The organism is Rickettsia endosymbiont of Urophora cardui (assembly GCF_964030725.1).
Taxonomy (GTDB): Bacteria; Pseudomonadota; Alphaproteobacteria; order Rickettsiales; family Rickettsiaceae; genus Rickettsia.
In genome coordinates, this window is record NZ_CAXIPY010000006.1 from 138,979 (window position 1) to 163,735 (window position 24,757).

Sequence of the window (24,757 nt, forward strand, 5' to 3'; positions counted from 1 at the left end):
TTTTAGATACCTCGTAGCTCTGCTGCGAGGAGCATCATTTTACTAGCAATTTAGTTTTTGCAAAATGGAATACTATTTTTAAAGATGAAATGACTACGTCAGCAGTTATTGACAGATTGGTTCACCATTCTTCAATTCTTGAACTCAATACTGAAAGTTATAGAATCGCTACAGCTAAAGGCAAAAAATTAACTATAAAGTCCGTCCGCCAAAACTCTACAAGCCTTATAGATAATATGGTTTTAAGACAAGAAGTAATACAACAATCCGTAAGAAAATGATAAAATATGGTCATAAACCTTATGGATTTCAGTCAATGCCAATAGACAACATTATCAAATCGCAAGAACAAGGGAAACTGTTTGGTTATAAATTAAAAGAAGAATTAAACCCAAATAATAAGCTATATAAATTAAGAGAATTAATAAATTGGTCTAGGCTCGAAGAGTGGTTATCAAAAAATGTTTGTATTAAGAAATTTGGTAGAAATAGAAAATGTCATAGAGTGATGCTTGGCATAACGATGCTACAAGCAATGTATAATTTTTCAGATTCATTATCAGAGGAAGAGCTAAAAGAGAATATGTATTGGCAGTATTTCTGCGGGTGGGAATATATAGAAAAAGACATAGCTATCTCGGAAACTAGTATACGACGGTTTCGTAGTGTATTAGGTGAAGCTGGATATAATGAGATATTATCGGAGTTGATCAGGGTTGGGATAAAAACTAACACAATTAAAAAAAAAGATTTGGAATTAATCATCGCTGATACGACTGTACAAATTAAGAATATCAAACACCCACACGATGTTTATTTAATGGATAAAGCTAGGCTTAGCATAGTAAAGCTTTGCAACAGTTTGGGTATACATTTGAATGAAACATACGCTAGAACCTATAAACGCGATATAGTAAAGCTATGGAAATATAAAGAACATAGTAAAGCCAAGAAGCGTTGGAAAATAATGAAGCATTTAAAAATATTACTGGGTCGTTTGATTAGAGTATGTGAGCGTGAGATCAAAAATAAGCAATTAAACTTGTCTCTCAAAAATCAAGAAGTATTGCAAAAAATAAAACAAATACATAACCAATCTGTTTTAAAAAGAGAAGCTAAAAAGCAATATAAAGAAGATAACAAAGTATTATATACAGGAGTTTCGCACTTAGCAAATAATATGCTAATCTAGAGAAAAATAGTTTTAGATAAAAATGACAAGATCAAAATGTAGCAAAGATTTATATAAATCATTCTTACAAGCAAGTAGTGTAAGATATACTAGCAAAGCATTATCTGAAGTAAGTCCATTAGATCTATCGCACGATAGTGCAAGTCGATGGTTAAAGAGTAAGGATTTTCGCCCTAGCGAAATCTATAGCAAAGTGTCAAAATATATTGATCTGGAAGATCCTTGTTTATTAGTGGGAGATGACACCTTATTGTCAAAGCAATACAGTAAGAGGATCGAGCTTGTAAATTATCAATATTCTGGGGCTGTACATGATGTTATACCTGGTATAGGAATGGTAAACTTACTGCATTACAATACTCAAATTGATCAATCTACTCCTGTAGATTATAGAATATATGATAAAGAAACTGATGGTAAAACAAAGAACGAGCATTTTCGTGATATGCTTACTTTAGCTAAAGAAAGAGGTATCAAGCCTGATGCTATAGTTATGGATGCTTGGTATAGTGGTTTGGATAATTTAAAACATATACGTAATTTAGGTTGGATATGGGTTACCAACCTAAGAAAAAATAGAAAAGTTAATCGTAATGTTAGCTTGGAAACTTTAGAGATTCCCGATGAAGGGCTAAAAATTCACCTACGTGGATACGGTTGGGTTACGGTATTTAAGTTTGTGGCAAAAAATGGTCGCATTGATTACATAACAACTAATTTAGAGAATCCTACACGTGAGCAAATAGAGAAAATTGTTAAGGCGCGTTGGTCTATAGAAGTTTATCATCGAGAATTGAAACAAACTTGTGGTATTGAATGCTGTCAGGCACGCACGGGTCGAGCTCAAAGAAATCATATTTGCCTTGCTGTATTGGCCTGGCTTGATATGAACAAAAGGAGGATAAATGAAAACATTACTTTATATCAACAAACTTGGGAAGTTATAAAAACATCAATTCAGAACAACATTAAATGGCTTCTAACTAATACACAATTTTGCTAAGTGCGAAACTCCTGATATAGTTTTCATGCCCCTGAAGTAGAGTGTATAGGAAAGGGAAAACGCAACAAGCCATATGAGTTTGGCAACAAAGTAGCGGTAGTAGTAAGTGGTCGTAGAAATTTTGTTTTATCCGCAAAATCGTTTCATAATAATCCTTATGATGGTCATACATTGCATCAGAGCTTTGAAGCAGTAGAGAGTGTCACTGGAATCAAGATAAAGAAATCATTTGTTGATCTTGGGTATAGTGGTAGCAATGTAAAGGAGAAGAGTAAGGTATATACCCCAAAAACGCGGAAGAAGTTGTTACAAGAGGACAAGTCTATGATCAAGAGACGCAGTGCCATAGAACCAATAATAGGTCACTTAAAGCAATATGGTCGGATGGGTAGAAACTTCTTGAAAGGTATGATAGGAGATATTATCAATCCAATAATCTCTGCTATTGGTTTGAATTTACGATGCATTGCAAATCATTTACAAATCGTGTCTAACTCCACATAAATCAAAAATATCATCATGCAAAAACTAGATGAACGATAAAAAATCGTTAACAATAGCTCCATATCAAAATTAGACCAACACAGAAATGTATCAGTAAAAATTAACATAACTTATTAATTTTTATTGAAAATCTTAGCAATTTGTTGTCAAAACTCTATCCCATTACAAATGATCAGGATTTGAAGTGTTTTTGGCGGATAGACTATAAAATCGGAGGATAATAATGTAACACTTTAGACAATATTTTTTACTCAAAAATGGGTAATTTTAATATTCGTCATGGGTAATTCTAATGTTCGTTCATCAGTTAAGAGGATTTTGTGGTGCTACTAGGGGGAATTGAACCCCCGACCTCTTCATTACCAATGAAGTGCTCTACCCCTGAGCTATAGTAGCTTAAGCTCTATAAATCTTTTTAGAGCTTAGAATTTTATTCCAAACTCTTTTTGCCACATATTTATTATTAAATCAAGAAAAATTTTGGAATTTGTTATATTATTCCTCTACTATCCAAAGGCTTCACCACACATATCAACCTCTTTAAAAATATAGAATTCTTCAAACTGAAGTTTTGACAAAAAATTTTTAAATGATGCTCCTCGCAGCAGAGCTACGAGGTATCTAGTCCGTCCGCCAAAACTCTAAAAGCCTTATAGGCAATAGGGTTTTAAGGCAAAAATGCATAGTAAAATCCATAAGAAAATGAAAGGTTTTATATCAAAAGCTTATGGAAATACAAAAAAATGACAATAAAAAAATGAATGCATTTTGGGAAATAGTGTGGTTTTTAATACAAAAATTTAAAATCAGCCCTCAAAATTAGAGTAATTTGCTCTAAAATCGCACTATTTTTGGAAATTAGTGACACAAGTGATATTTTTTAGAGTTTTGGCGGAGGGACTATCTAAAAAAGTTTTAGTTGTTTCTTATGATATCACGAAGCAGAGCTTCGGGGAATTAAACCCTGAGAGATTAATACACTACGCATTTCATAACGTTCAGCTAATAAGGTAAATAAAACATCAGTTTCTTCACGATTATATGGTACATATGATATATCATCAATTATCAATATTTCAAAATAATCGAATTTTTTAATAATTTGCTTAAGTTTTAAACTAAGCTTTGCTTCTAGTAATTGTTGAACCAAATTAGCTGCTGTTGTATATAATACACGTCTTATTGGATCTTAGTTGGCGATAATCCTGGGATATGCTTAATATCAAAGTTGCTTAATAACTTATCTCGAGAGAGTTTTGCTTGCTTCAGCAATCTGGCAATACGTTGTGGCTTTGTTGCATAAATAAGCTTTTGAATATACTGCCCCTAACCCCGCAATGCTAGCCTAGCCAACAGGCACAGAGATAGGTTTACCAATTTCAAACATTTTGTTTAATAAGTGGCATTTAATAGACATTTCTTTTGTCATATTTTGATCATGTCTTGATAGAAACTTACTACCGATAGTGGACTAATGGTATGGACCTCCTGATATAGAGAATGAAAAGCAGTTGCTAATCTTCTAGGGTTAATATTTAACATATTAAAACAACAATTAAGGAGGTCCATATGGAGGTTACTACAATTGGTATAGATATTGCAAAAAGAATTTTTCAAATTCATGGTGTAGATAAAAATGGCAAGACAGTATTAAAGAAAAAATTGATGAGAGATCAGGTTTTGACATTTATGGCTAATTTACCACAATGTTTAGTAGGGATGGAAGCTTGTGGTGGTTCTAGTTATTGGGCAAGAGAAATAACTAAATTAGGGCATGAAGTAAAACTAATGGCACCGCAATTTGTCAAACCATATGTTAAAACTAATAAAAATGATCAAGCAGATGCTGAAGCGATATGTGAAGCCGTGACAAGACCTAATATGAGATTTGTTGCAATTAAAACTATAGAGCAACAAGAAATTTTATCAATACATAGGGTAAGAGAGAGATTGGTAAAAAATCGTACAGCACTTGCTAATGAAATTAGGGGGCTACTACATGAGTTTGGTTTTATTGTTCCTCAAGGCATTAATAAGGTTATCACAAAATTAATTGAGATTTTAGATGCAGGGAAATTAAGCCAGTTAAGTTATCAAACATTTAGTGAACTAAAAGAAGAATTCTTAGATAATAACAGAAAAATAAAAGAGATAGAAAAACGATTAACAATGATAGCAAGTAACCTAACTCAATATCAACGATTAAGAGCTATACCTGGTCTTGGTTTAATTACTGCTACTGCTTTAATAGCATCAATAGGTAATGCTACAAGTTTTGAGAATGGCAGGCAATTATCGGCATGGCTAGGATTAGTGCCAAGACAACATTCAAGTGGTGGGAAGGATAAGCTGCTGGGAATTAGCAAGCGAGGTGATGTATACTTACGCACTTTATTAATTCAAGGGGCTAGAGCTGTACTAAATGCCAAGATAAGATTTACATCGGAAGAACAGAAATCTAAAAAAGATTTTAGCCAATTTACGAAATGGATGTTTAATTTATCTGAGCGAAGTAGCCATAATAAAACGACAGTTGCCATAGCTAATAAGTTGGCAAGAGTGGTGTTTGCTGTACTAAGATCAGGAGATGATTATGTAGAGAGTAAAGTTTGTAGCTAAAGAGTGTGTAGCATAGCACTTATAAGTAAAATAAATGGTGATTTATATAATGAATAGGTAAAAGCAAAACAATATGTAAGAGATTCCAACCCGAAATATGCTTGAGATAATTAATATTGATGGTAAATAAGACAAACCTTAGCTTACAAAAAAACTGCGTTTTTCAGTGGCTCTTTTAGAAGCCGATGGACTGATAAGTATATAGTTTGTAAGCCAGCGAATTCCATCAGGGCTGTAGAATAAATTAGGTTGATTTATCAGCTATAAGCCGGATACATGACTGCATTTGTTTGTTTTTATTATTGATGTTATTTTTTTCTTGCATTCTACAGGAGGTCCATACATGAAAAATCAAGACAAAAAAATGAGTAGTATGTTTTCCTAATTTTTCGATTATCAGGCAGCAATTTGCTGATAATTTTGCATATAATTCAGATATACATTCATAGGCTTTTTATAACCAATACTTGAATGAAATCTGTGATAATTATATTTATTCAGATAATGATCAATCCCCTCTTTTAACTCTTTAACATTGTTAAAATCATTAATAAAGATACAATTATATTTTAAAGTTCTAAAAAACCTTTCTATTACTATATTATCAATACTTCTACCTTTGCCATTCATTGAAATTTGGATATCATGCTCCTTGAGAATATTTATGTGGTCATAACTGGTATATTGGCTACCTTGATCACTATTAAATATCTGTGGAGCGTTATACTTACTGAGAGCTTGTTTCAAGACATCAGTTACAAGAGATGCATCCATAGAATTTGACAGTTTATAGCTCAATATGGCCTTGCTATGCCAATCTATAATAGCTGCCATATACATAAAGCCACCATTAGTTCTAATGTAAGTAATGTCACCACTCCAAACCTCATTCACATTAGGCACATACACTTGCTTTGTTGAGCCAGATTTAGTCCAATATTGATCAAGTAAGTAGCTATAGATCTTATGCTCACTATCGTTTCGAGAAGTAGATTTTTTCTTATGTGGGTAAATAGCTTCTATACCCATCATCCTCATATATTTCAGTACTCGATCTTTACCGACAATAAAACCATCTTCTAGTAACTGTTGATGAATATAGCGATAACCAAATTCAGGATTATCTGTATATATTTCATCTATTCTATTTAAAATACTTAATTTATTTATACTCATCTCCTTGGATTTATAGTAGGCTGTAGATCGACTAATCTTTAATAGTTCACACTGTCTTGATTTTGAGAGTTGATTTAGCTTGGAGTGTACAAGACTCTTTTTATTTGATAAATCCAAGCTTTTGAGCTTTCCCACGGCCCAGTCCCTCTCAACTGTGATTCTACCAAGAGCTTTAGCAAGTTCATCATTTTGCTCTTGTAAATGATTTATTTGTGCTTGATATTCACTCAAAACTTTAGCTGGTTCAAAAGCTAATGCCGCATTACCTAAAAACTGTTTTTTCCAATTTTGAATTGTTTTAACACTTATTGCATATTTTGAAGCTAACTGACCAAGTGTCGACTCCTCTTTTATTAATTCTAATACTATCCCCGTTTTTTCTGAAGCACTGAAAATTTTTACTTTATTTTTCTTCATCTTTCCTCTTAAGTTTATTGCTATTTATTCTAACTTATTGCGGAAACACACTCCTTCATTTTTTTGTCCAATTTTTTCATGTATGGACCTCCTGTAGAATGCAAGAAAAAAATAACATCAATAATAAAAACAAACAAATGCAGTCATGTATCCGGCTTATAGCTGATAAATCAACCTAATTTATTCTACAGCCCTGATGGAATTCGCTGGCTTACAAACTATATACTTATCAGTCCATCGGCTTCTAAAAGAGCCACTGAAAAACGCAGTTTTTTTGTAAGCTAAGGTTTGTCTTATTTACCATCAATATTAATTATCTCAAGCATATTTCGGGTTGGAATCTCTTACATATTGTTTTGCTTTTACCTATTCATTATATAAATCACCATTTATTTTACTTATAAGTGCTATGCTACACACTCTTTAGCTACAAACTTTACTCTCTACATAATCATCTCCTGATCTTAGTACAGCAAACACCACTCTTGCCAACTTATTAGCTATGGCAACTGTCGTTTTATTATGGCTACTTCGCTCAGATAAATTAAACATCCATTTCGTAAATTGGCTAAAATCTTTTTTAGATTTCTGTTCTTCCGATGTAAATCTTATCTTGGCATTTAGTACAGCTCTAGCCCCTTGAATTAATAAAGTGCGTAAGTATACATCACCTCGCTTGCTAATTCCCAGCAGCTTATCCTTCCCACCACTTGAATGTTGTCTTGGCACTAATCCTAGCCATGCCGATAATTGCCTGCCATTCTCAAAACTTGTAGCATTACCTATTGATGCTATTAAAGCAGTAGCAGTAATTAAACCAAGACCAGGTATAGCTCTTAATCGTTGATATTGAGTTAGGTTACTTGCTATCATTGTTAATCGTTTTTCTATCTCTTTTATTTTTCTGTTATTATCTAAGAATTCTTCTTTTAGTTCACTAAATGTTTGATAACTTAACTGGCTTAATTTCCCTGCATCTAAAATCTCAATTAATTTTGTGATAACCTTATTAATGCCTTGAGGAACAATAAAACCAAACTCATGTAGTAGCCCCCTAATTTCATTAGCAAGTGCTGTACGATTTTTTACCAATCTCTCTCTTACCCTATGTATTGATAAAATTTCTTGTTGCTCTATAGTTTTAATTGCAACAAATCTCATATTAGGTCTTGTCACGGCTTCACATATCGCTTCAGCATCTGCTTGATCATTTTTATTAGTTTTAACATATGGTTTGACAAATTGCGGTGCCATTAGTTTTACTTCATGCCCTAATTTAGTTATTTCTCTTGCCCAATAACTAGAACCACCACAAGCTTCCATCCCTACTAAACATTGTGGTAAATTAGCCATAAATGTCAAAACCTGATCTCTCATCAATTTTTTCTTTAATACTGTCTTGCCATTTTTATCTACACCATGAATTTGAAAAATTCTTTTTGCAATATCTATACCAATTGTAGTAACCTCCATATGGACCTCCTTAATTGTTGTTTTAATATGTTAAATATTAACCCTAGAAGATTAGCAACTGCTTTTCATTCTCTATATCAGGAGGTCCATACCATTAGTCCATTATAACCAAAAGAAGTTTTAAATCGAAAGAACGTGTTCTCTACACGCTCCCTTCTACCATAATTATTCTTTACCCTCCATGCTTGGTATCCTTTGTTTTGTTGATATATAACAGCTGCATCTCTCTCAGTTTTATCCCTAAGCGATTGAACTTTTACTGAAGAGTTTGGGGGTCTAATAACTGGTTTTATCTTCTTCTTTCTCAACAATTGATATGTAGATTCACCGTCATACCCTCGATCTCCCAGAAAATCCTTGGCTCTGACATTAGCTATTAGTAGTCCAATCTGTGATCTATCATCTATAGTATGCTCTGTGGTACTATCGGCAAGTATCATACCTTGATCTTCTATAACGATATGTAGCTTTTTCCATATGCGACGCTTATATTGCTTACCATGCTTATTTTCTAGCCATTCGTTCCCTGTGTAGGCTTGTATCCCTGTACTATCCATTGAAATACAACTAAATTCTTTATCTTGATTTCCATGTAAATACCTAAGATCTAATGACTTCATACGCTTACTTAATGTTGTATAGTCTGGACATCTAATAGATAAACCCGATATTTCAAAGAGCCAGTTTATAAAGCCTTGGGTTTGGCGTAACTTAAGACCGAATAAGCATCTGATCTTCAAACACTGTAATATAGCGTGATCACTATAGCGTCTAGGTCTTCCTCGTTTCATTTCCTCTCTGTAATCAGCATACCAGCCAATCGCCAAATCACTGGCAATCATAAAATCTATGCGACCCCTATTGCGTAAAAAATTATTATATTCTGACCAATTCGTTATTTTATATTTAGAATACTTGCGTGATTTACTAAAAGGGGCTTTCTTCCGAGATCTCATATAATCTGGATTATTTTTAATTCAGGACATCTTACCAGATTATCACCACTCTTGCTCTACAAATCTTATTTATGCAACAAAGCCAAGCGAAATAGCTGTAGAAAAGAAAAATTAGCTGAAGAATTAGTTCATTTAAAAGAGTTACCAATCAGGAAATGGAATGCACCTACAATATTATCAGTACGTGTTAATCCAAGCAGTACAGTTAGTATTTTATCTGTAGCTTATTCTGTGCCTAGTCGCTTAATAGGTTATACTTTAAAAGCTTATATTTATTCTGAAGAAATAGAGCTTTACTATGGTAACAAATGTTTACAAAAAATGTCTAGAATCAGCAATGGCTATGTTATTGATTATAGACATATTATTGATAGTTTAGTACGTAAACCTGGAGCATTTGTTCAATATCAATATTATGAAGCTTTATTCCCACGTGCTATATTTCGTCAGGTATATGACCAGCTTATCTCTATATATCCATATAAAGGGCATAAAATATATCTTAAAATATTACAATTAGCAAAAATGTATGGAGAATTGAATGTAGTTACTGCATTAGAAGTGCTATTAGAAAAGAAGATTGAGCCAATAATTGATCATATTACAGATTTACTAAATAGCCAGACTCAAACTGTTTGTTCAGTAAAAATTAATCAACCAATACTGTCTGAATATGATCAATTACATTGCTTTAAAACAATGGAGGTTGCATGAGTAAACAGATAATAACTCCGCAACCGCTAAATAATTTACTCAAGAACCTTTGCTTACCTACTTTTGCATCGTGCTATAAATCAGTTGCAGAAAGCTTTGAGCAAGAAAAGAAAACATAGGAAAGTTCTATAATTAAATGATGCTCCTCGCAGCAGAGCTACGAGGTATCTATCCAAAAAGCTTTAACTGTTTTTGTTGAAATGCTTTATAAGAAGGTTTGCCTGAACCTTGATTCTGTACATAATTACGTAATTTCTGCTCATCACCATGTTTACCTACTGTGCTCATAAAATATCCTTTACTCCAAAACTCACTTCCCCATAATTTTTCTTTAAGATTTGGATATTTCTCAAACATTTTCTTAGAAGTAATACTTTTTATGATTTGAGTTATTTTTGTTGGGCTATACATTGGTATTGACTGTAATAAAAAATGTACGTGATCTTTATCTACTCCTATTTCTAAAAATCTCATTTCATAACGATCTTCTATGTGCTCACAAATTTTACACAAATAATCATCTAGTTCTTGATTGAATATTACTCTTCTATACTTTATACTTTGCCGGCGTTACTAAATGATATATTCGTACTGTGACATTATGACTCTTATGTATATAACTGCTTTCTTCCATTCAAGTAGTATATCACGAAGCAGAGCTTCGGGGAATTAAACCCTGAGAGATTAAGCCAGATATAATCAATTTTTAATCTCTCAGGGTTTAATTCCCCGAAGCTCTGCTTCGTGATATCATAAGAAACAACTAAAACTTTTTTAGATACCTCGTAGCTCTGCTGCGAGGAGCATCATTTTAAATATAGATATATCATGGCTCATTTAACGATAGATGAAAGATTTAAAATATACGAAATGAATAAGAGTGGTTATAGCTCGCGATATATAGGGACAAAGATTGGCCGTGATAAAAGGCACTATATGTTATGAACTCAAGAGAATGAGGCATAATTATAGACCAGATAGGGCTAACACACTTGCTTGCAGTTTAAGGCAAGGTAAGAGAAAAAGAAAATTAGATATTGATAATAATTTACGAGCAGAAATAATAAAGCAGTTAACACAGGGTATTTCACCAGATATAATTTCAGGTAGACGTAAACTATCACGAGATACTGTCAATATTTCTACAGAGAGTATATACCAGTTTATTTATACATCTCCTATAGCACAAAGGCAAAAATTATATTTATCTTTAGCAAGAAAAAGGAAAAATAGGTTGCATCATGGTACAAGAATCAGAAACAAAAGAATTACAATACCAAATCGAGTTTCCATTACTGAAAGACCAGAGATAAATAGAAAGATAGCAGCAATAGGTCATTTAGAAGGTGATTTAACTTTTAACAAAGGTAATCAAAGTCGTAATATAGGCGCTCTTGTGGATATCAGAACACAAAAAGTGTTTCTCACTTTAAACCGTTCAAAAAGAACACAAGATGTGATTGGTAACATGAATAAAAAACTTAAACAATTGTCGCATATAATCAAAAGCATAACGTTAGATAATGGCAAAGAATTTACCAATCATGAACAACTATTGCCAAAATCTGAACGAAAAGTATGGCTCTGTCTCATCAATTGTGTAAATTTCGTGAACCATTAAATTCTACCATCAAATTTGATCATAAAATGAGCCATAGCTTCATTCCAATTGGGGATAGGCATAGACCATTTTTTGGTAATATAATCAATTGTCAGATATAAAACCTTAAATACTGCGTCATCATTTGGAAAGATGCGTTTATTCTTAGTAACTTTTCTCAATTGGCTATTCAGCGATTCTATCGCATTTGTAGTGTAAATAATCTTACGAATCTCCTTTGGATATTGCAAGAAAATTATCAAATTATCCCAATTATTATACCAAGATTTAGCTATATGCGGATATTGCTTACTCCATTTTTGATCAAATGACTCAAGAGCTAATTCTGCTTCTTTTTCAGTAGCAGAAGTATAGATTAGTTTCAAATCCGCTGCTAATTGCTTTCTATCTTTATATGATACATATTTGAGGCTATTCCTGATCTGATGGACAATACAAATTTGATGTTCAGTTTTCGGATATACTGATGCAATAGCATCAGACATACCAGTTAGATTATCACTACAAGCAATTAAGATATCTTTTACTCCTCGATTCTTCATTTCAGTAAAATTACCGAGCCAAAATTTAGCTCCTTCATTCTCACTTATCCATAAGCCTAAAATATCCTTTCTGCCAGATAAATCTATTCCTAAAGCTACATATACTGATTTATTAATAATAAGTTTATCTTGTCTTACTTTCACTACTAAACAGTCAAAATATACTATAGGGTATACTGATTCAAGAGGTCTACTCTGCCAAATCTTGACCTCATCTATTACTTCATCTGTAATCCTGCTGATTAGGCTCTCACTGATCTCAGCTCCATATAATTCTTGCAATTGTGTTTTAATATCAGACACACTCATACCCTTCGCATATAAGGATATTATCTTTTGGTCTAAGCCATCTATTCTTGTTTGTTTCTTTGAGACTATTATAGGTTCAAATTTACCTTGTCTGTCTCTTGGAACATTTAGCTCTATAGTACCATTCTCACTAATCAGATTCTTACTAAAACTACCATTCCTCGCATTCTCAGTTTCAGCTCTATCATACTTGCTATAACCTAAATGTTCTGACATCTCAGCATGCAGTGCTCGCTCTAAAATACCCTTGGTTAATTCCTTAATTAATCCATTCTGACTTAGTACTGTTTTTAAATCTACTCCACCTTCTATCAGCAAATCTATTGCTTCATTTATTTTTTTATTCTTCTCTATTTGCATTTCTGTTACCTATATTTTTAATTACTTCTAATATAGGCTCAACAAAAATTTACACAATCATTGCAAAAGACTCAAAAGTATATTTTTGCAATCCTTATTCTCCATGGCTTTGTTGCATAAATAAGCTTTTGAATATACTGCCCCTAACCCCGCAATGCTAGCCTAGCCAACAGGCACAGAGATAGGTTTACCAATTTCAAACATTTTGTTTAATAAGTGGCATTTAATAGACATTTCTTTTGTCATATTTTGATCATGTCTTGATAGAAACTTACTACCAAAAGAAGTTTTAAATCGAAAGAACGTGTTCTCTACACGCTCCCTTCTACCATAATTATTCTTTACCCTCCATGCTTGGTATCCTTTGTTTTGTTGATATATAACAGCTGCATCTCTCTCAGTTTTATCCCTAAGCGATTGAACTTTTACTGAAGAGTTTGGGGGTCTAATAACTGGTTTTATCTTCTTCTTTCTCAACAATTGATATGTAGATTCACCGTCATACCCTCGATCTCCCAGAAAATCCTTGGCTCTGACATTAGCTATTAGTAGTCCAATCTGTGATCTATCATCTATAGTATGCTCTGTGGTACTATCGGCAAGTATCATACCTTGATCTTCTATAACGATATGTAGCTTTTTCCATATGCGACGCTTATATTGCTTACCATGCTTATTTTCTAGCCATTCGTTCCCTGTGTAGGCTTGTATCCCTGTACTATCCATTGAAATACAACTAAATTCTTTATCTTGATTTCCATGTAAATACCTAAGATCTAATGACTTCATACGCTTACTTAATGTTGTATAGTCTGGACATCTAATAGATAAACCCGATATTTCAAAGAGCCAGTTTATAAAGCCTTGGGTTTGGCGTAACTTAAGACCGAATAAGCATCTGATCTTCAAACACTGTAATATAGCGTGATCACTATAGCGTCTAGGTCTTCCTCGTTTCATTTCCTCTCTGTAATCAGCATACCAGCCAATCGCCAAATCACTGGCAATCATAAAATCTATGCGACCCCTATTGCGTAAAAAATTATTATATTCTGACCAATTCGTTATTTTATATTTAGAATACTTGCGTGATTTACTAAAAGGGGCTTTCTTCCGAGATCTCATATAATCTGGATTATTTTTTAATTCAGGACATCTTACCAGATTATCACCACTCTTGCTCTACAAATTTTATTTATGCAACAAAGCCATTAAACTTGTCTCTCAAAAATCAAGAAGTATTGCAAAAAATAAAACAAATACATAACCAATCTGTTTTAAAAAGAGAAGCTAAAAAGCAATATAAAGAAGATAACAAAGTATTATATAGTTTTCATGCCCCTGAAGTAGAGTGTATAGGAAAGGGAAAACGCAACAAGCCATATGAGTTTGGCAATAAAGTAGCGGTAGTAGTAAGTGGTCGTAGAAATTTTGTTTTATCCGCAAAATCGTTTCATAATAATCCTTATGATGGTCATACATTGCATCAGAGCTTTGAAGCAGTAGAGAGTGTCACTGGAATCAAGATAAAGAAATCATTTGTTGATCTTGGGTATAGTGGTAGCAATGTAAAGGAGAAGAGTAAGGTATATACCCCAAAAACGCGGAAGAAGTTGTTACAAGAGGACAAGTCTATGATCAAGAGACGCAGTGCCATAGAACCAATAATAGGTCACTTAAAGCAATATGGTCGGATGGGTAGAAACTTCTTGAAAGGTATGATAGGAGATATTATCAATCCAATAATCTCTGCTATTGGTTTGAATTTACGATGCATTGCAAATCATTTACAAATCGTGTCTAACTCCACATAAATCAAAAATATCATCATGCAAAAACTAGATGAACGATAAAAAATCGTTAACAATAGCTCCATATCAAAATTAGACCAACACAGAAATGTATCAGTAAAAATTAACATAACTTATTAATTTTTATTGAAAATCTTAGCAATTTGTTGTCAAAACTCTATCCCATTACAAATGATCAGGATTTGAAGTGTTTTTGGCGGATAGACGAGGTATGGGAAGAAAATATAAATCTGGCTTAATTAATACTGGAATTTACCATATGTAATTTTCATTCTATGAAGCGTGTCATAAAATGTGCTCATTGGCAGCTCGGGCGCTACTGCATCTCTTATATCTATAGCTCGGCTATCAGGATTATTTGCTAAAAATTCAATTATACAGGAGTTTCGCACTTAGCAAAGTTGCGAATCAGTTAAAAGCCATCTGATATTGTTTTGAATTGATGTTTTTATAACTTCCCAAGTTTGTTGATATAAAGTAATGTTTTCATTTATCCTCCTTTTATTCATATCAAGCCAGGCAAATACTGCAAGGCAAATATGATTTCTTTGAGCTCGGCCCGTGCGTGCCTGACAGCGTTCAATACCACAAGTTTGTTTTAATTCTCGATGATAAACCTCTATAGACCAACGTGCCTTAACAATTTTCTCTATTTGCTCACGTGTGGGATTGTCCAAGTTCGTTGTTATGTAATCAATGCGACCATTCTTTGCCACAAACTTAAATACCGTAACCCAACCGTATCCACGTAGGTGAATTTTTAGCCCCTCATCGGGTATCTCTAAACTTTCCAAGCTAACATTATGATTAACTTTTCTATTTTTCCTTAGGGTGGTAACCCATAGCCAGCCTAAATTACGTATATGTTTTAAATTCTTCAACCCGCTATACCAAGCATCCATGACTATGGCATCAGGATTGAGACCTCTTTCTTTAGCTAAAGTAAGCATATCACAAAAATGCTCATTCTTTGTTTTACCATCAGTGTCTTTATCATATATTCTATAATCTACGGGAGTAGATTGAGCAATTTTAGTATTGTAATGTAGTAAGTTTACCATTCCTATACCAGGTATAACATCATGTACAGCTCCAGAATATTGATAACGTACAAGCTCAATCTTCTGACTGTATTGCTTTGATAATAAGGTGTCATCCCCCACTAATAAACACGGTGCTTCCCAATCTATATATTTTGACACTTCCTTATAGATTTCGCTAGGACGAAAATCCTTACTCTTTAACCATCGACTTGCACTATCGTGAGATAGATCTACTGGACTCACTTCAGATAATGCCTTGCTAGTATATCTGACACTACTTGCTTGTAAAAATGATTTATATAAGTCCTTGCTACATTTTGTTCTTGTCATTTTTATCTAAAACTATTTTTCTCTAGATTAACATACTTTTTGCTAAGTGCGAAACTCCTGTTATATTCTCCTTATTAGTAAACCTAGCATCACGTCCACTTTGCAGATGTTGTCTTGAGCTGTAGTCTCCATTTTCTTTATAACGTCTGATGAACGAACATTAGAATTACCCATGACGAATAAATGATGCTCCTCGCAGCAGAGCTACGAGGTATCTATCCAAAAAGCTTTAACTGTTTTTGTTGAAATGCTTTATAAGAAGGTTTGCCTGAACCTTGATTCTGTACATAATTACGTAGTCCGTCCGCCAAAACTCTACAAGCCTTATAGATAATATGGTTTTAAGACAAGAAGTAATACAACAATCCGTAAGAAAATGATAAAATATGGTCATAAACCTTATGGATTTCAGTCAATGCCAATAGACAACATTATCAAATCGCAAGAACAAGGGAAACTGTTTGGTTATAAATTAAAAGAAGAATTAAACCCAAATAATAAGCTATATAAATTAAGAGAATTAATAAATTGGTCTAGGCTCGAAGAGTGGTTATCAAAAAATGTTTGTATTAAGAAATTTGGTAGAAATAGAAAATGTCATAGAGTGATGCTTGGCATAACGATGCTACAAGCAATGTATAATTTTTCAGATTCATTATCAGAGGAAGAGCTAAAAGAGAATATGTATTGGCAGTATTTCTGCGGGTGGGAATATATAGAAAAAGACATAGCTATCTCGGAAACTAGTATACGACGGTTTCGTAGTGTATTAGGTGAAGCTGGATATAATGAGATATTATCGGAGTTGATCAGGGTTGGGATAAAAACTAACACAATTAAAAAAAAAGATTTGGAATTAATCATCGCTGATACGACTGTACAAATTAAGAATATCAAACACCCACACGATGTTTATTTAATGGATAAAGCTAGGCTTAGCATAGTAAAGCTTTGCAACAGTTTGGGTATACATTTGAATGAAACATACGCTAGAACCTATAAACGCGATATAGTAAAGCTATGGAAATATAAAGAACATAGTAAAGCCAAGAAGCGTTGGAAAATAATGAAGCATTTAAAAATATTACTGGGTCGTTTGATTAGAGTATGTGAGCGTGAGATCAAAAATAAGCAATTAAACTTGTCTCTCAAAAATCAAGAAGTATTGCAAAAAATAAAACAAATACATAACCAATCTGTTTTAAAAAGAGAAGCTAAAAAGCAATATAAAGAAGATAACAAAGTATTATATAGTTTTCATGCCCCTGAAGTAGAGTGTATAGGAAAGGGAAAACGCAACAAGCCATATGAGTTTGGCAATAAAGTAGCGGTAGTAGTAAGTGGTCGTAGAAATTTTGTTTTATCCGCAAAATCGTTTCATAATAATCCTTATGATGGTCATACATTGCATCAGAGCTTTGAAGCAGTAGAGAGTGTCACTGGAATCAAGATAAAGAAATCATTTGTTGATCTTGGGTATAGTGGTAGCAATGTAAAGGAGAAGAGTAAGGTATATACCCCAAAAACGCGGAAGAAGTTGTTACAAGAGGACAAGTCTATGATCAAGAGACGCAGTGCCATAGAACCAATAATAGGTCACTTAAAGCAATATGGTCGGATGGGTAGAAACTTCTTGAAAGGTATGATAGGAGATATTATCAATCCAATAATCTCTGCTATTGGTTTGAATTTACGATGCATTGCAAATCATTTACAAATCGTGTCTAACTCCACATAAATCAAAAATATCATCATGCAAAAACTAGATGAACGATAAAAAATCGTTAACAATAGCTCCATATCAAAATTAGACCAACACAGAAATGTATCAGTAAAAATTAACATAACTTATTAATTTTTATTGAAAATCTTAGCAATTTGTTGTCAAAACTCTATCCCATTACAAATGATCAGGATTTGAAGTGTTTTTGGCGGATAGACTACGTAATTTCTGCTCATCACCATGTTTACCTACTGTGCTCATAAAATATCCTTTACTCCAAAACTCACTTCCCCATAATGTTTCTTTAAGATTTGGATATTTCTCAAACATTTTCTTAGAAGTAATACTTTTTATGATTTGAGTTATTTTTGTTGGGCTATACATTGGTATTGACTGTAATAAAAAATGTACGTGATCTTTATCTACTCCTATTTCTAAAAATCTAATTTCATAACGATCTTCTATGTGCTCACAAATTTTACACAAATAATCATCTAGTTCTTGATTGAATATTACTCTTCTATACTTTGCCGGCGTTACTAAATGATATATTAGTACTGTGACATTATGACTCTTATGTATATAGCTAACACGGAAATGTTTCTACCACAGATTAGGAAAAACTTAGGCATTGATCAATAATTTTACGTAAACAGTTTTTAAAGTTAGTCCAGCAATGTTTAATAGGATTTAGATCTGGTGAATATGTGAGTAAATACAAAAACTATGGTAAAAACCTTTCCGCGTTAGCTATATAACTGCTTTCTTCCATTCAAGTAGTATATCACGAAGCAGAGCTTCGGGGAATTAAACCCTGAGAGATTAAAAAAAGTGGCGAGTGTATCAATCTATAATTTGTATTATATATCAAATAATTTACTTTAAATTGTAGAAATATCGCTTTTAAGCTGATAAAAGCACTAAATATTTAACTTTAAATATAAATTTTTACTTTAGTCAGAAAAATTAGAATTTTTGTCAAAACTTCAGTTTATCCATTTCTTCGGCATATATAATTTCAAAATCTTGGGTCATAATTTATCTTTTTATTCATTTTTAGCTAATTGGATATTTTTAACTTCACATTGTCATCCCGTGGCGGCATTGTTGCGTGGATCGAAAAGCATCCTCGGTGTCATACCGTGGCTTGGGAACTAGATCCCAAAAATAATAAAAAATACTAATTTTATTAGTATTTTTAACTGGATCCCGCGATCAAGTCGCGGGGGGGGGGTGACAACTGGAAAATCGATCCATGCAACAACGCTGCCACGGGATGACACCGAACACTATTTTATGAGATTGCTGCATCGATGCGTTGCCTCTCCTCACAATGACAGTCAAAATACTTAAACCATCTTACTCTTAAACTCTTCTAGTTTATTCTCTAATATCAAATCAAAGTTATCAATTACTTTATTTATAGCTTGTTCTGCTATAGTATATTCAGATTTAGGAAAGTTATTTAGCACATAATCAGCTACATCCTGACTATTTTGCGGTCTACCAACACCAATTCTAATACGGTGATAATTATTTCCTATAATTCCATCAACGGATTTTAAACCGTTATGTCCACCATTTCCACCACCAGTTTTAAACTTTATTTTACCTAATTCTAAATCAATATCATCATGAATAACAAAGATTTTTTCAAGAGGAATATTATAATATGTTTTTACTGCTATTACCGACTTACCGGATAAATTCATGTAAGTAGTAGGTTTTATGAATATTAGCTTTTGCCCGTTATTAGTACTTTCAGCAATTTCACAATGAAATTTTTTCTTTACACTAAATGATGCATCATATTGTTTTGCTATATTTTCTAAAGCAATAAAGCCAATATTATGCCTTGTATGCTCATACTCTTTACCTGGATTACCAAGACCAATAATAAGCATCATAATATTATACTCGTTTAATCTCTCAGGGTTTAATTCCCCGAAGCTCTGCTTCGTGATATCATAAGAAACAACTAAAACTTTTTTAGATACCTCGTAACTCTGCTGCGAGGAGCATCATTTTGAAAAATTTTAAAGATATATATGATTTGAAATAGAATGAGGAGGTGCGTATTTTGTTCTTGTGCGAATCTTACTCCTATGTGGTTATTTCCGCTTAAGGCTTGCCCCGCGTGGATCAGTTTTTCCTTCTGAGCTAAGGAAATTACGAAGTAATCGACGAAGCAAGGAAGTATAAAAAATGCTAACTTATAGCATTTTTTATTATTTTTTCTGGATTGCCACGCTCATTTCATTCGCGTAGCTCAGACGACTTGATCCACACAATAACACTTCACAAGGATGAAATTAAGAGCTATGCAATAAAAGCGATTTGCTAACTAAAGTTCTCAAAAAAAAATACTACGTATTTTTAACTGGATACCGTGGACAAGCCGTATGACACCGAAGGTGCTTTTTTATCCACACAACAAGCCTACGCAGAAATGATATAGGAACACGGTATGACAAATTACTTCGCTGCTTCAGCCGTTTGTTCGCCCTCTGCTTCGGTTTTTGCACCTCTACGTCCTATTATAGTTGCAAGCACAAATTCTTTTTTTGTAGTAAAGCTACAACCTTCTGGTAATTTTACTTTTGAAGATTTTAATGAAGTAGCAATCGGCATATTAGTAACGTCAATAGTTACGTTTCTTGGGATATTATTAACATCACATAATAAAGTAACTCTTCTTTTTACTATATTGAAATATCCGCCTCTTTTAACACCTAATGCTCTTTCTCTCCCTTCATATACTACAGGAACTTCCATTTTTTGGGTTTTATCTTCTAAAAAAACAAAATCAACGTGGCGTACTATATCTGTAACAGGATGTAATTCTACAGCTTTCGGCAGCACTTTATATTGCTTACCATCAATTGTTAAATTAATTAACTGAGATATAAAAGCCGGCTTTCTATAGTGTTTGGTTATTTCTTTTTCTTCTAAAGAAATACTAACTGGGGTTTTCTGTGCACCATAAATAATAGCAGGAACACGCCCTTCTCTTCTTAAGGCTCTTGCTGCACCTGTACCAAATTCATTGCGAGACTTTGCTTCAAGTTCTAATATTTCACTCATTATTTCAACACTTTAAACTTTATAAAGAGGTTATGATAGTACTAATTAATCTAAAATTCAAGATATATTTGTAATTACTCTATGCCTATAAATTTATGAGTTTGTACTGACAACCTAGCACCACTCTCTAAAGCCAATTTTACCGCTAATTCGTTATTCTGAAGTTTTGACCAAAAGATAGCCAAACTTATAAGTTATGATATAAATACGCTCAAATACAAAAGGGTTTTAGTGTGTATGATTATACAAGCTGAAGTTTTGACAAAAAATTTTTATTAAAAACCTGAATTCTGGATTAATCTAGGTTTGGAAGTAAGTATTTACAAGGGATAGAAGATACTCTATATAATTTTTATAGCTAACACGGGAAGGTTTTTACCATTGCTGCCGTTATTGCATCACGAAAATCTTTAAAGTTTTTAATAATTTTTCTCAAGTAATTTTTAAAATTAGCCCAACAGTGTTCAATAGAATTTAAATCTGGAGAATAGACCGGTAGATAAATAAGAGTACAACCCGCTTTTTCTATTAATTCCTTTACCAACGGTGACTTATGAATACTCGCATTATCCATTATTACACATTGTCCAGGTTTTAGTGATGGGCATAATAGCTCACCTACCCACTGATTAAATAATTGCTTATCAATATAACCGGAATGCTCTAACGGAGCAATTAATTCTTTGGTGCCCTTATTATAACCAGCAACTATATTTACTCGCTCAGTAGCAAAACCTGCTTGCTCTGAGTAAGCTCTTGTTCCTCTTTCTGACCATCCGTACAACATGGTTATATTATTACTTACCCCCATTTCGTCACAATACACAAGTTTATCAGATGCTATTTGATCAATATATTCCACAAATTGTTTTCTAGCTTCTTCATCCCTGCCTTTGTATTTTGGCTCTTTTTTTATATGTAATTTTCATTCTATGAAGCGTGTCATAAAATGTGCTCATTGGCAGCTCGGGCGCTACTGCATCTCTTATATCTATAGCTCGGCTATCAGGATTATTTGCTAAAAATTCAATTATATTCTCCTTATTAGTAAACCTAGCATCACGTCCACTTTGCAGATGTTGTCTTGAGCTGTAGTCTCCATTTTCTTTATAACGTCTAATCCAATTTGATATCGTATGACGCTCTATACCTAATAAGTCTGATATTGCTTTTATTCTATATTTAGAGGTTTTGTGAAGACTGATTACCCTATCTCTTAAATCCTGACTGTATGCTTTCATCTCTACCGTAGTTAAAATCATTATCTTACATTATTCTAAGGAATAATTCTAGTCGCGTTAGCTATATCATAAGAAACAACTAAAACTTTTTTAGATACCTCGTAGCTCTGCTGCGAGGAGCATCATTTAAAAATTTTTTGTCAAAACTTCAGAATTATGCAAACTCTTGAAAAATATTGTTCCGTCGACATCAAGACATAATCAGGAGTTTCGCACTTAGCAAAGTTGCGAATCAGTTAAAAGCCATCTGATATAGCTAACACGGAAATGTTTCTACCACATATTAGGAAAAACTTAGGCATTGATCAATAATTTTATGTAAACAGTTTTTAAAGTTAGTCCAGCAATGTTTAATAGGATTTAGATCTGGTGAATATGTGAGTAAATACAAAAACTATGGTAAAAACCTTTTCGCGTTAGCTATAGCAAAAAAACAAGAATATCCCCATGAAGAAAGATATTACTGCATTATTTTGTTTTGTCGATGATTTTTGTAAAATTAGCGAGCAGTGGATTAATAAATCATTTCTACCATTAATTAATAAAAACCCTACAAGAAAGCCTGAAATAAGCTATTCTGAGCTGTTAACAATAGTGCTTTTATACCATCAATCACCTTGTAAAAACTTTAAATATTTTTATATGTCCTATCTACAATTATATAAATCAGACTTTGTAACTCTTCCATCATATACTCGTTTTATAGCTCTAAAACCAAGAGTTCTGAGTTATTTAGTTTTATTACTTGAATGGTATATGCAGGCAGCTCAATCTACGGGAGTTTCTTATATTGACGCCACATCTTTAGAGGTTTGTCATCGAAAAAGAATCTCTCGTAATAAAGTCTTTGCCGGTATTGCTGCTTTGGGTAAAACAACAAAAAGTTGGTTTTTTGGTCTAAAATTACATTTGGTTAATGATGCTCCTCGCAGCAGAGCTACGAGGTATCTAAAAAAGTTTTAGTTGTTTCTTATGATATCACGAAGCAGAGCTTCGGGGAATTAAACCCTGAGAGATTAAAAATTGATTATATCTGGCTTAATTAATTATAGAACTTTCCAACTACGGTAGAGATGAAAGCATACAGTCAGGATTTAAGAGATAGGGTAATCAGTCTTCACAAAACCTCTAAATATAGAATAAAAGCAATATCAGACTTATTAGTCCGTCCGCCAAAACTCTACAAGCCTTATAGATAATATGGTTTTAAGACAAGAAGTAATACAACAATCCGTAAGAAAATGATAAAATATGGTCATAAACCTTATGGATTTCAGTCAATGCCAATAGACAACATTATCAAATCGCAAGAACAAGGGAAACTGTTTGGTTATAAATTAAAAGAAGAATTAAACCCAAATAATAAGCTATATAAATTAAGAGAATTAATAAATTGGTCTAGGCTCGAAGAGTGGTTATCAAAAAATGTTTGTATTAAGAAATTTGGTAGAAATAGAAAATGTCATAGAGTGATGCTTGGCATAACGATGCTACAAGCAATGTATAATTTTTCAGATTCATTATCAGAGGAAGAGCTAAAAGAGAATATGTATTGGCAGTATTTCTGCGGGTGGGAATATATAGAAAAAGACATAGCTATCTCGGAAACTAGTATACGACGGTTTCGTAGTGTATTAGGTGAAGCTGGATATAATGAGATATTATCGGAGTTGATCAGGGTTGGGATAAAAACTAACACAATTAAAAAAAAAGATTTGGAATTAATCATCGCTGATACGACTGTACAAATTAAGAATATCAAACACCCACACGATGTTTATTTAATGGATAAAGCTAGGCTTAGCATAGTAAAGCTTTGCAACAGTTTGGGTATACATTTGAATGAAACATACGCTAGAACCTATAAACGCGATATAGTAAAGCTATGGAAATATAAAGAACATAGTAAAGCCAAGAAGCGTTGGAAAATAATGAAGCATTTAAAAATATTACTGGGTCGTTTGATTAGAGTATGTGAGCGTGAGATCAAAAATAAGCAATTAAACTTGTCTCTCAAAAATCAAGAAGTATTGCAAAAAATAAAACAAATACATGACCAATCTGTTTTAAAAAGAGAAGCTAAAAAGCAATATAAAGAAGATAACAAAGTATTATATAGTTTTCATGCCCCTGAAGTAGAGTGTATAGGAAAGGGAAAACGCAACAAGCCATATGAGTTTGGCAATAAAGTAGCGGTAGTAGTAAGTGGTCGTAGAAATTTTGTTTTATCCGCAAAATCGTTTCATAATAATCCTTATGATGGTCATACATTGCATCAGAGCTTTGAAGCAGTAGAGAGTGTCACTGGAATCAAGATAAAGAAATCATTTGTTGATCTTGGGTATAGTGGTAGCAATGTAAAGGAGAAGAGTAAGGTATATACCCCAAAAACGCGGAAGAAGTTGTTACAAGAGGACAAGTCTATGATCAAGAGACGCAGTGCCATAGAACCAATAATAGGTCACTTAAAGCAATATGGTCGGATGGGTAGAAACTTCTTGAAAGGTATGATAGGAGATATTATCAATCCAATAATCTCTGCTATTGGTTTGAATTTACGATGCATTGCAAATCATTTACAAATCGTGTCTAACTCCACATAAATCAAAAATATCATCATGCAAAAACTAGATGAACGA

Annotated in this window: 20 protein-coding genes, 1 tRNA gene and 6 pseudogenes; 12 read left to right on the forward strand and 15 right to left on the reverse strand. The window is 33.1% G+C overall.

Features of this window, described 5'->3' with window-relative positions; genetic code table 11:
• Window positions 1–50: 50 nt before the first annotated feature.
• The 4 genes and pseudogenes from AAHI98_RS08295 to AAHI98_RS08310 all read left to right on the forward strand — a co-directional run.
• A pseudogene (locus AAHI98_RS08295) lies at window positions 51–281 on the forward strand (ATP-binding protein); the annotation flags it as partial.
• Complete coding sequence (locus tag AAHI98_RS08300; RefSeq protein WP_342225622.1) at window positions 278–1,192, forward strand: transposase; 915 nt, start codon at window positions 278–280, stop codon at window positions 1,190–1,192. The pseudogene AAHI98_RS08295 and the gene AAHI98_RS08300, both read left to right, overlap by 4 nt.
• Window positions 1,193–1,214: 22 nt before the next feature.
• Window positions 1,215–2,195 carry an IS701 family transposase gene (locus tag AAHI98_RS08305; RefSeq protein ID WP_342224689.1) on the forward strand — a complete coding sequence of 327 codons (981 nt, stop codon included), beginning with the start codon at window positions 1,215–1,217 and terminating at the stop codon, window positions 2,193–2,195.
• 45 nt (window positions 2,196–2,240) lie between these two features.
• A complete protein-coding gene (locus AAHI98_RS08310) occupies window positions 2,241–2,699 on the forward strand; it encodes a transposase (protein ID WP_342224960.1) in 459 nt (152 codons plus the stop codon).
• A 321-nt stretch (window positions 2,700–3,020) separates the two neighbouring features.
• Here the strand turns inward: AAHI98_RS08310 and AAHI98_RS08315 are convergent.
• Together AAHI98_RS08315 and AAHI98_RS08320 are read right to left on the reverse strand one after the other, a co-directional pair.
• A tRNA-Thr gene (locus AAHI98_RS08315) sits at window positions 3,021–3,095 on the reverse strand.
• A gap of 538 nt (window positions 3,096–3,633) precedes the next feature.
• Window positions 3,634–3,849: an ATP-binding protein gene (locus AAHI98_RS08320; RefSeq protein WP_342225623.1), complete on the reverse strand. Its 216-nt coding sequence runs from the start codon at window positions 3,847–3,849 to the stop codon at window positions 3,634–3,636.
• A gap of 419 nt (window positions 3,850–4,268) precedes the next feature.
• On the opposite strand from AAHI98_RS08320, the gene AAHI98_RS08325 reads away from it, so the two are divergent.
• Window positions 4,269–5,318: an IS110 family RNA-guided transposase gene (locus AAHI98_RS08325; RefSeq protein WP_342224642.1), complete on the forward strand. Its 1,050-nt coding sequence runs from the start codon at window positions 4,269–4,271 to the stop codon at window positions 5,316–5,318.
• 396 nt (window positions 5,319–5,714) lie between these two features.
• On the opposite strand, the gene AAHI98_RS08330 is transcribed toward AAHI98_RS08325, so the two are convergent.
• From AAHI98_RS08330 to AAHI98_RS08340, 3 genes are all read right to left on the reverse strand, one after another.
• Window positions 5,715–6,911: an IS3 family transposase gene (locus AAHI98_RS08330; protein ID WP_342224870.1), complete on the reverse strand. Its 1,197-nt coding sequence runs from the start codon at window positions 6,909–6,911 to the stop codon at window positions 5,715–5,717.
• A gap of 423 nt (window positions 6,912–7,334) precedes the next feature.
• Window positions 7,335–8,384: an IS110 family RNA-guided transposase gene (locus AAHI98_RS08335; RefSeq protein WP_342224642.1), complete on the reverse strand. Its 1,050-nt coding sequence runs from the start codon at window positions 8,382–8,384 to the stop codon at window positions 7,335–7,337.
• Between the two features lie 77 nt (window positions 8,385–8,461).
• Window positions 8,462–9,340: an IS5 family transposase gene (locus AAHI98_RS08340; RefSeq protein WP_342225624.1), complete on the reverse strand. Its 879-nt coding sequence runs from the start codon at window positions 9,338–9,340 to the stop codon at window positions 8,462–8,464.
• Window positions 9,341–9,391: 51 nt separating this feature from the next.
• Between AAHI98_RS08340 and AAHI98_RS08345 the strand changes: the two genes are divergently transcribed.
• Both AAHI98_RS08345 and AAHI98_RS08350 read left to right on the forward strand, forming a co-directional pair.
• Window positions 9,392–10,054 carry a Mu transposase domain-containing protein gene (locus AAHI98_RS08345; protein ID WP_342225625.1) on the forward strand — a complete coding sequence of 221 codons (663 nt, stop codon included), beginning with the start codon at window positions 9,392–9,394 and terminating at the stop codon, window positions 10,052–10,054.
• On the forward strand, window positions 10,051–10,173 hold the full coding sequence (locus tag AAHI98_RS08350) for a hypothetical protein (protein WP_342225626.1): 123 nt from the start codon (window positions 10,051–10,053) through the stop codon (window positions 10,171–10,173). The genes AAHI98_RS08345 and AAHI98_RS08350 overlap by 4 nt, the downstream gene beginning before the upstream one ends.
• A 49-nt stretch (window positions 10,174–10,222) precedes the next feature.
• On the opposite strand, the pseudogene tnpA (AAHI98_RS08355) reads toward AAHI98_RS08350, so the two are convergent.
• Window positions 10,223–10,688 (reverse strand): annotated as a pseudogene (gene tnpA, locus AAHI98_RS08355) (IS200/IS605 family transposase).
• A 194-nt stretch (window positions 10,689–10,882) separates the two neighbouring features.
• Here tnpA (AAHI98_RS08355) and AAHI98_RS08365 point away from each other — a divergent pair.
• Window positions 10,883–11,642: pseudogene (locus tag AAHI98_RS08365) on the forward strand (IS30 family transposase); the annotation flags it as partial.
• Window positions 11,643–11,671: 29 nt separating this feature from the next.
• Here AAHI98_RS08365 and AAHI98_RS08370 read toward each other — a convergent pair.
• Together AAHI98_RS08370 and AAHI98_RS08375 are read right to left on the reverse strand one after the other, a co-directional pair.
• Window positions 11,672–12,886, reverse strand: coding sequence for an IS256 family transposase (locus tag AAHI98_RS08370; RefSeq protein ID WP_342224662.1), 1,215 nt, complete (start codon window positions 12,884–12,886; stop codon window positions 11,672–11,674).
• Between the two features lie 162 nt (window positions 12,887–13,048).
• Window positions 13,049–14,011, reverse strand: a complete 963-nt coding sequence (locus AAHI98_RS08375; protein WP_342224734.1) for an IS5 family transposase — start codon at window positions 14,009–14,011, stop codon at window positions 13,049–13,051.
• A 116-nt stretch (window positions 14,012–14,127) separates the two neighbouring features.
• Between AAHI98_RS08375 and AAHI98_RS08380 the strand changes: the two genes are divergently transcribed.
• Window positions 14,128–14,700 (forward strand): transposase, encoded by a 573-nt coding sequence (locus AAHI98_RS08380; protein ID WP_342225410.1) that lies wholly within the window; start codon window positions 14,128–14,130, stop codon window positions 14,698–14,700.
• A 389-nt stretch (window positions 14,701–15,089) separates the two neighbouring features.
• On the opposite strand, the gene AAHI98_RS08385 is transcribed toward AAHI98_RS08380, so the two are convergent.
• Complete coding sequence (locus AAHI98_RS08385) at window positions 15,090–16,070, reverse strand: IS701 family transposase (protein ID WP_342224818.1); 981 nt, start codon at window positions 16,068–16,070, stop codon at window positions 15,090–15,092.
• 376 nt (window positions 16,071–16,446) lie between these two features.
• On the opposite strand from AAHI98_RS08385, the gene AAHI98_RS08390 reads away from it, so the two are divergent.
• Complete coding sequence (locus AAHI98_RS08390; RefSeq protein ID WP_342224717.1) at window positions 16,447–17,808, forward strand: IS5 family transposase; 1,362 nt, start codon at window positions 16,447–16,449, stop codon at window positions 17,806–17,808.
• Between the two features lie 207 nt (window positions 17,809–18,015).
• On the opposite strand, the pseudogene tnpA (AAHI98_RS08395) reads toward AAHI98_RS08390, so the two are convergent.
• The 6 genes and pseudogenes from tnpA (AAHI98_RS08395) to AAHI98_RS08420 all read right to left on the reverse strand — a co-directional run.
• Window positions 18,016–18,375, reverse strand: a pseudogene (gene tnpA, locus AAHI98_RS08395) (IS200/IS605 family transposase); the annotation flags it as partial.
• 767 nt (window positions 18,376–19,142) lie between these two features.
• Window positions 19,143–19,700 (reverse strand): aminoacyl-tRNA hydrolase, encoded by a 558-nt coding sequence (gene pth / locus AAHI98_RS08400; RefSeq protein ID WP_342225627.1) that lies wholly within the window; start codon window positions 19,698–19,700, stop codon window positions 19,143–19,145.
• A gap of 568 nt (window positions 19,701–20,268) precedes the next feature.
• On the reverse strand, window positions 20,269–20,877 hold the full coding sequence (locus tag AAHI98_RS08405) for a 50S ribosomal protein L25/general stress protein Ctc (RefSeq protein ID WP_342225628.1): 609 nt from the start codon (window positions 20,875–20,877) through the stop codon (window positions 20,269–20,271).
• A gap of 74 nt (window positions 20,878–20,951) precedes the next feature.
• Window positions 20,952–21,038: pseudogene (locus AAHI98_RS08410) on the reverse strand (7-carboxy-7-deazaguanine synthase QueE); the annotation flags it as partial.
• 197 nt (window positions 21,039–21,235) lie between these two features.
• Window positions 21,236–21,739 carry an IS630 family transposase gene (locus AAHI98_RS08415; protein ID WP_342224695.1) on the reverse strand — a complete coding sequence of 168 codons (504 nt, stop codon included), beginning with the start codon at window positions 21,737–21,739 and terminating at the stop codon, window positions 21,236–21,238.
• Between the two features lie 19 nt (window positions 21,740–21,758).
• Window positions 21,759–22,139 (reverse strand): IS630 transposase-related protein, encoded by a 381-nt coding sequence (locus tag AAHI98_RS08420; RefSeq protein ID WP_342224696.1) that lies wholly within the window; start codon window positions 22,137–22,139, stop codon window positions 21,759–21,761.
• 426 nt (window positions 22,140–22,565) lie between these two features.
• Here AAHI98_RS08420 and AAHI98_RS08425 point away from each other — a divergent pair.
• Window positions 22,566–23,033 (forward strand): annotated as a pseudogene (locus AAHI98_RS08425) (transposase); the annotation flags it as partial.
• A 326-nt stretch (window positions 23,034–23,359) separates the two neighbouring features.
• Window positions 23,360–24,721: an IS5 family transposase gene (locus AAHI98_RS08430; RefSeq protein ID WP_342225629.1), complete on the forward strand. Its 1,362-nt coding sequence runs from the start codon at window positions 23,360–23,362 to the stop codon at window positions 24,719–24,721.
• The last annotated feature ends 36 nt before the right edge of the window (window positions 24,722–24,757 follow it).

Bases quoted from the DNA above. Each gene is read 5' to 3' on its own strand.
- AAHI98_RS08390 (WP_342224717.1), top strand. From the start codon at position 16,447: ATGATAAAATATGGTCATAAACCTTATGGATTTCAGTCAATGCCAATA.
- AAHI98_RS08325 (WP_342224642.1), top strand. From the start codon at position 4,269: ATGGAGGTTACTACAATTGGTATAGATATTGCAAAAAGAATTTTTCAA.
- pth (WP_342225627.1), bottom strand. From the start codon at position 19,700: ATGATGCTTATTATTGGTCTTGGTAATCCAGGTAAAGAGTATGAGCAT.
- AAHI98_RS08350 (WP_342225626.1), top strand. From the start codon at position 10,051: ATGAGTAAACAGATAATAACTCCGCAACCGCTAAATAATTTACTCAAG.
- AAHI98_RS08335 (WP_342224642.1), bottom strand. From the start codon at position 8,384: ATGGAGGTTACTACAATTGGTATAGATATTGCAAAAAGAATTTTTCAA.
- AAHI98_RS08375 (WP_342224734.1), bottom strand. From the start codon at position 14,011: ATGAGATCTCGGAAGAAAGCCCCTTTTAGTAAATCACGCAAGTATTCT.
- AAHI98_RS08370 (WP_342224662.1), bottom strand. From the start codon at position 12,886: ATGCAAATAGAGAAGAATAAAAAAATAAATGAAGCAATAGATTTGCTG.
- AAHI98_RS08405 (WP_342225628.1), bottom strand. From the start codon at position 20,877: ATGAGTGAAATATTAGAACTTGAAGCAAAGTCTCGCAATGAATTTGGT.
- AAHI98_RS08385 (WP_342224818.1), bottom strand. From the start codon at position 16,070: ATGACAAGAACAAAATGTAGCAAGGACTTATATAAATCATTTTTACAA.
- AAHI98_RS08420 (WP_342224696.1), bottom strand. From the start codon at position 22,139: ATGATTTTAACTACGGTAGAGATGAAAGCATACAGTCAGGATTTAAGA.
- AAHI98_RS08305 (WP_342224689.1), top strand. From the start codon at position 1,215: ATGACAAGATCAAAATGTAGCAAAGATTTATATAAATCATTCTTACAA.
- AAHI98_RS08330 (WP_342224870.1), bottom strand. From the start codon at position 6,911: ATGAAGAAAAATAAAGTAAAAATTTTCAGTGCTTCAGAAAAAACGGGG.
- AAHI98_RS08430 (WP_342225629.1), top strand. From the start codon at position 23,360: ATGATAAAATATGGTCATAAACCTTATGGATTTCAGTCAATGCCAATA.
- AAHI98_RS08300 (WP_342225622.1), top strand. From the start codon at position 278: ATGATAAAATATGGTCATAAACCTTATGGATTTCAGTCAATGCCAATA.
- AAHI98_RS08340 (WP_342225624.1), bottom strand. From the start codon at position 9,340: ATGAGATCTCGGAAGAAAGCCCCTTTTAGTAAATCACGCAAGTATTCT.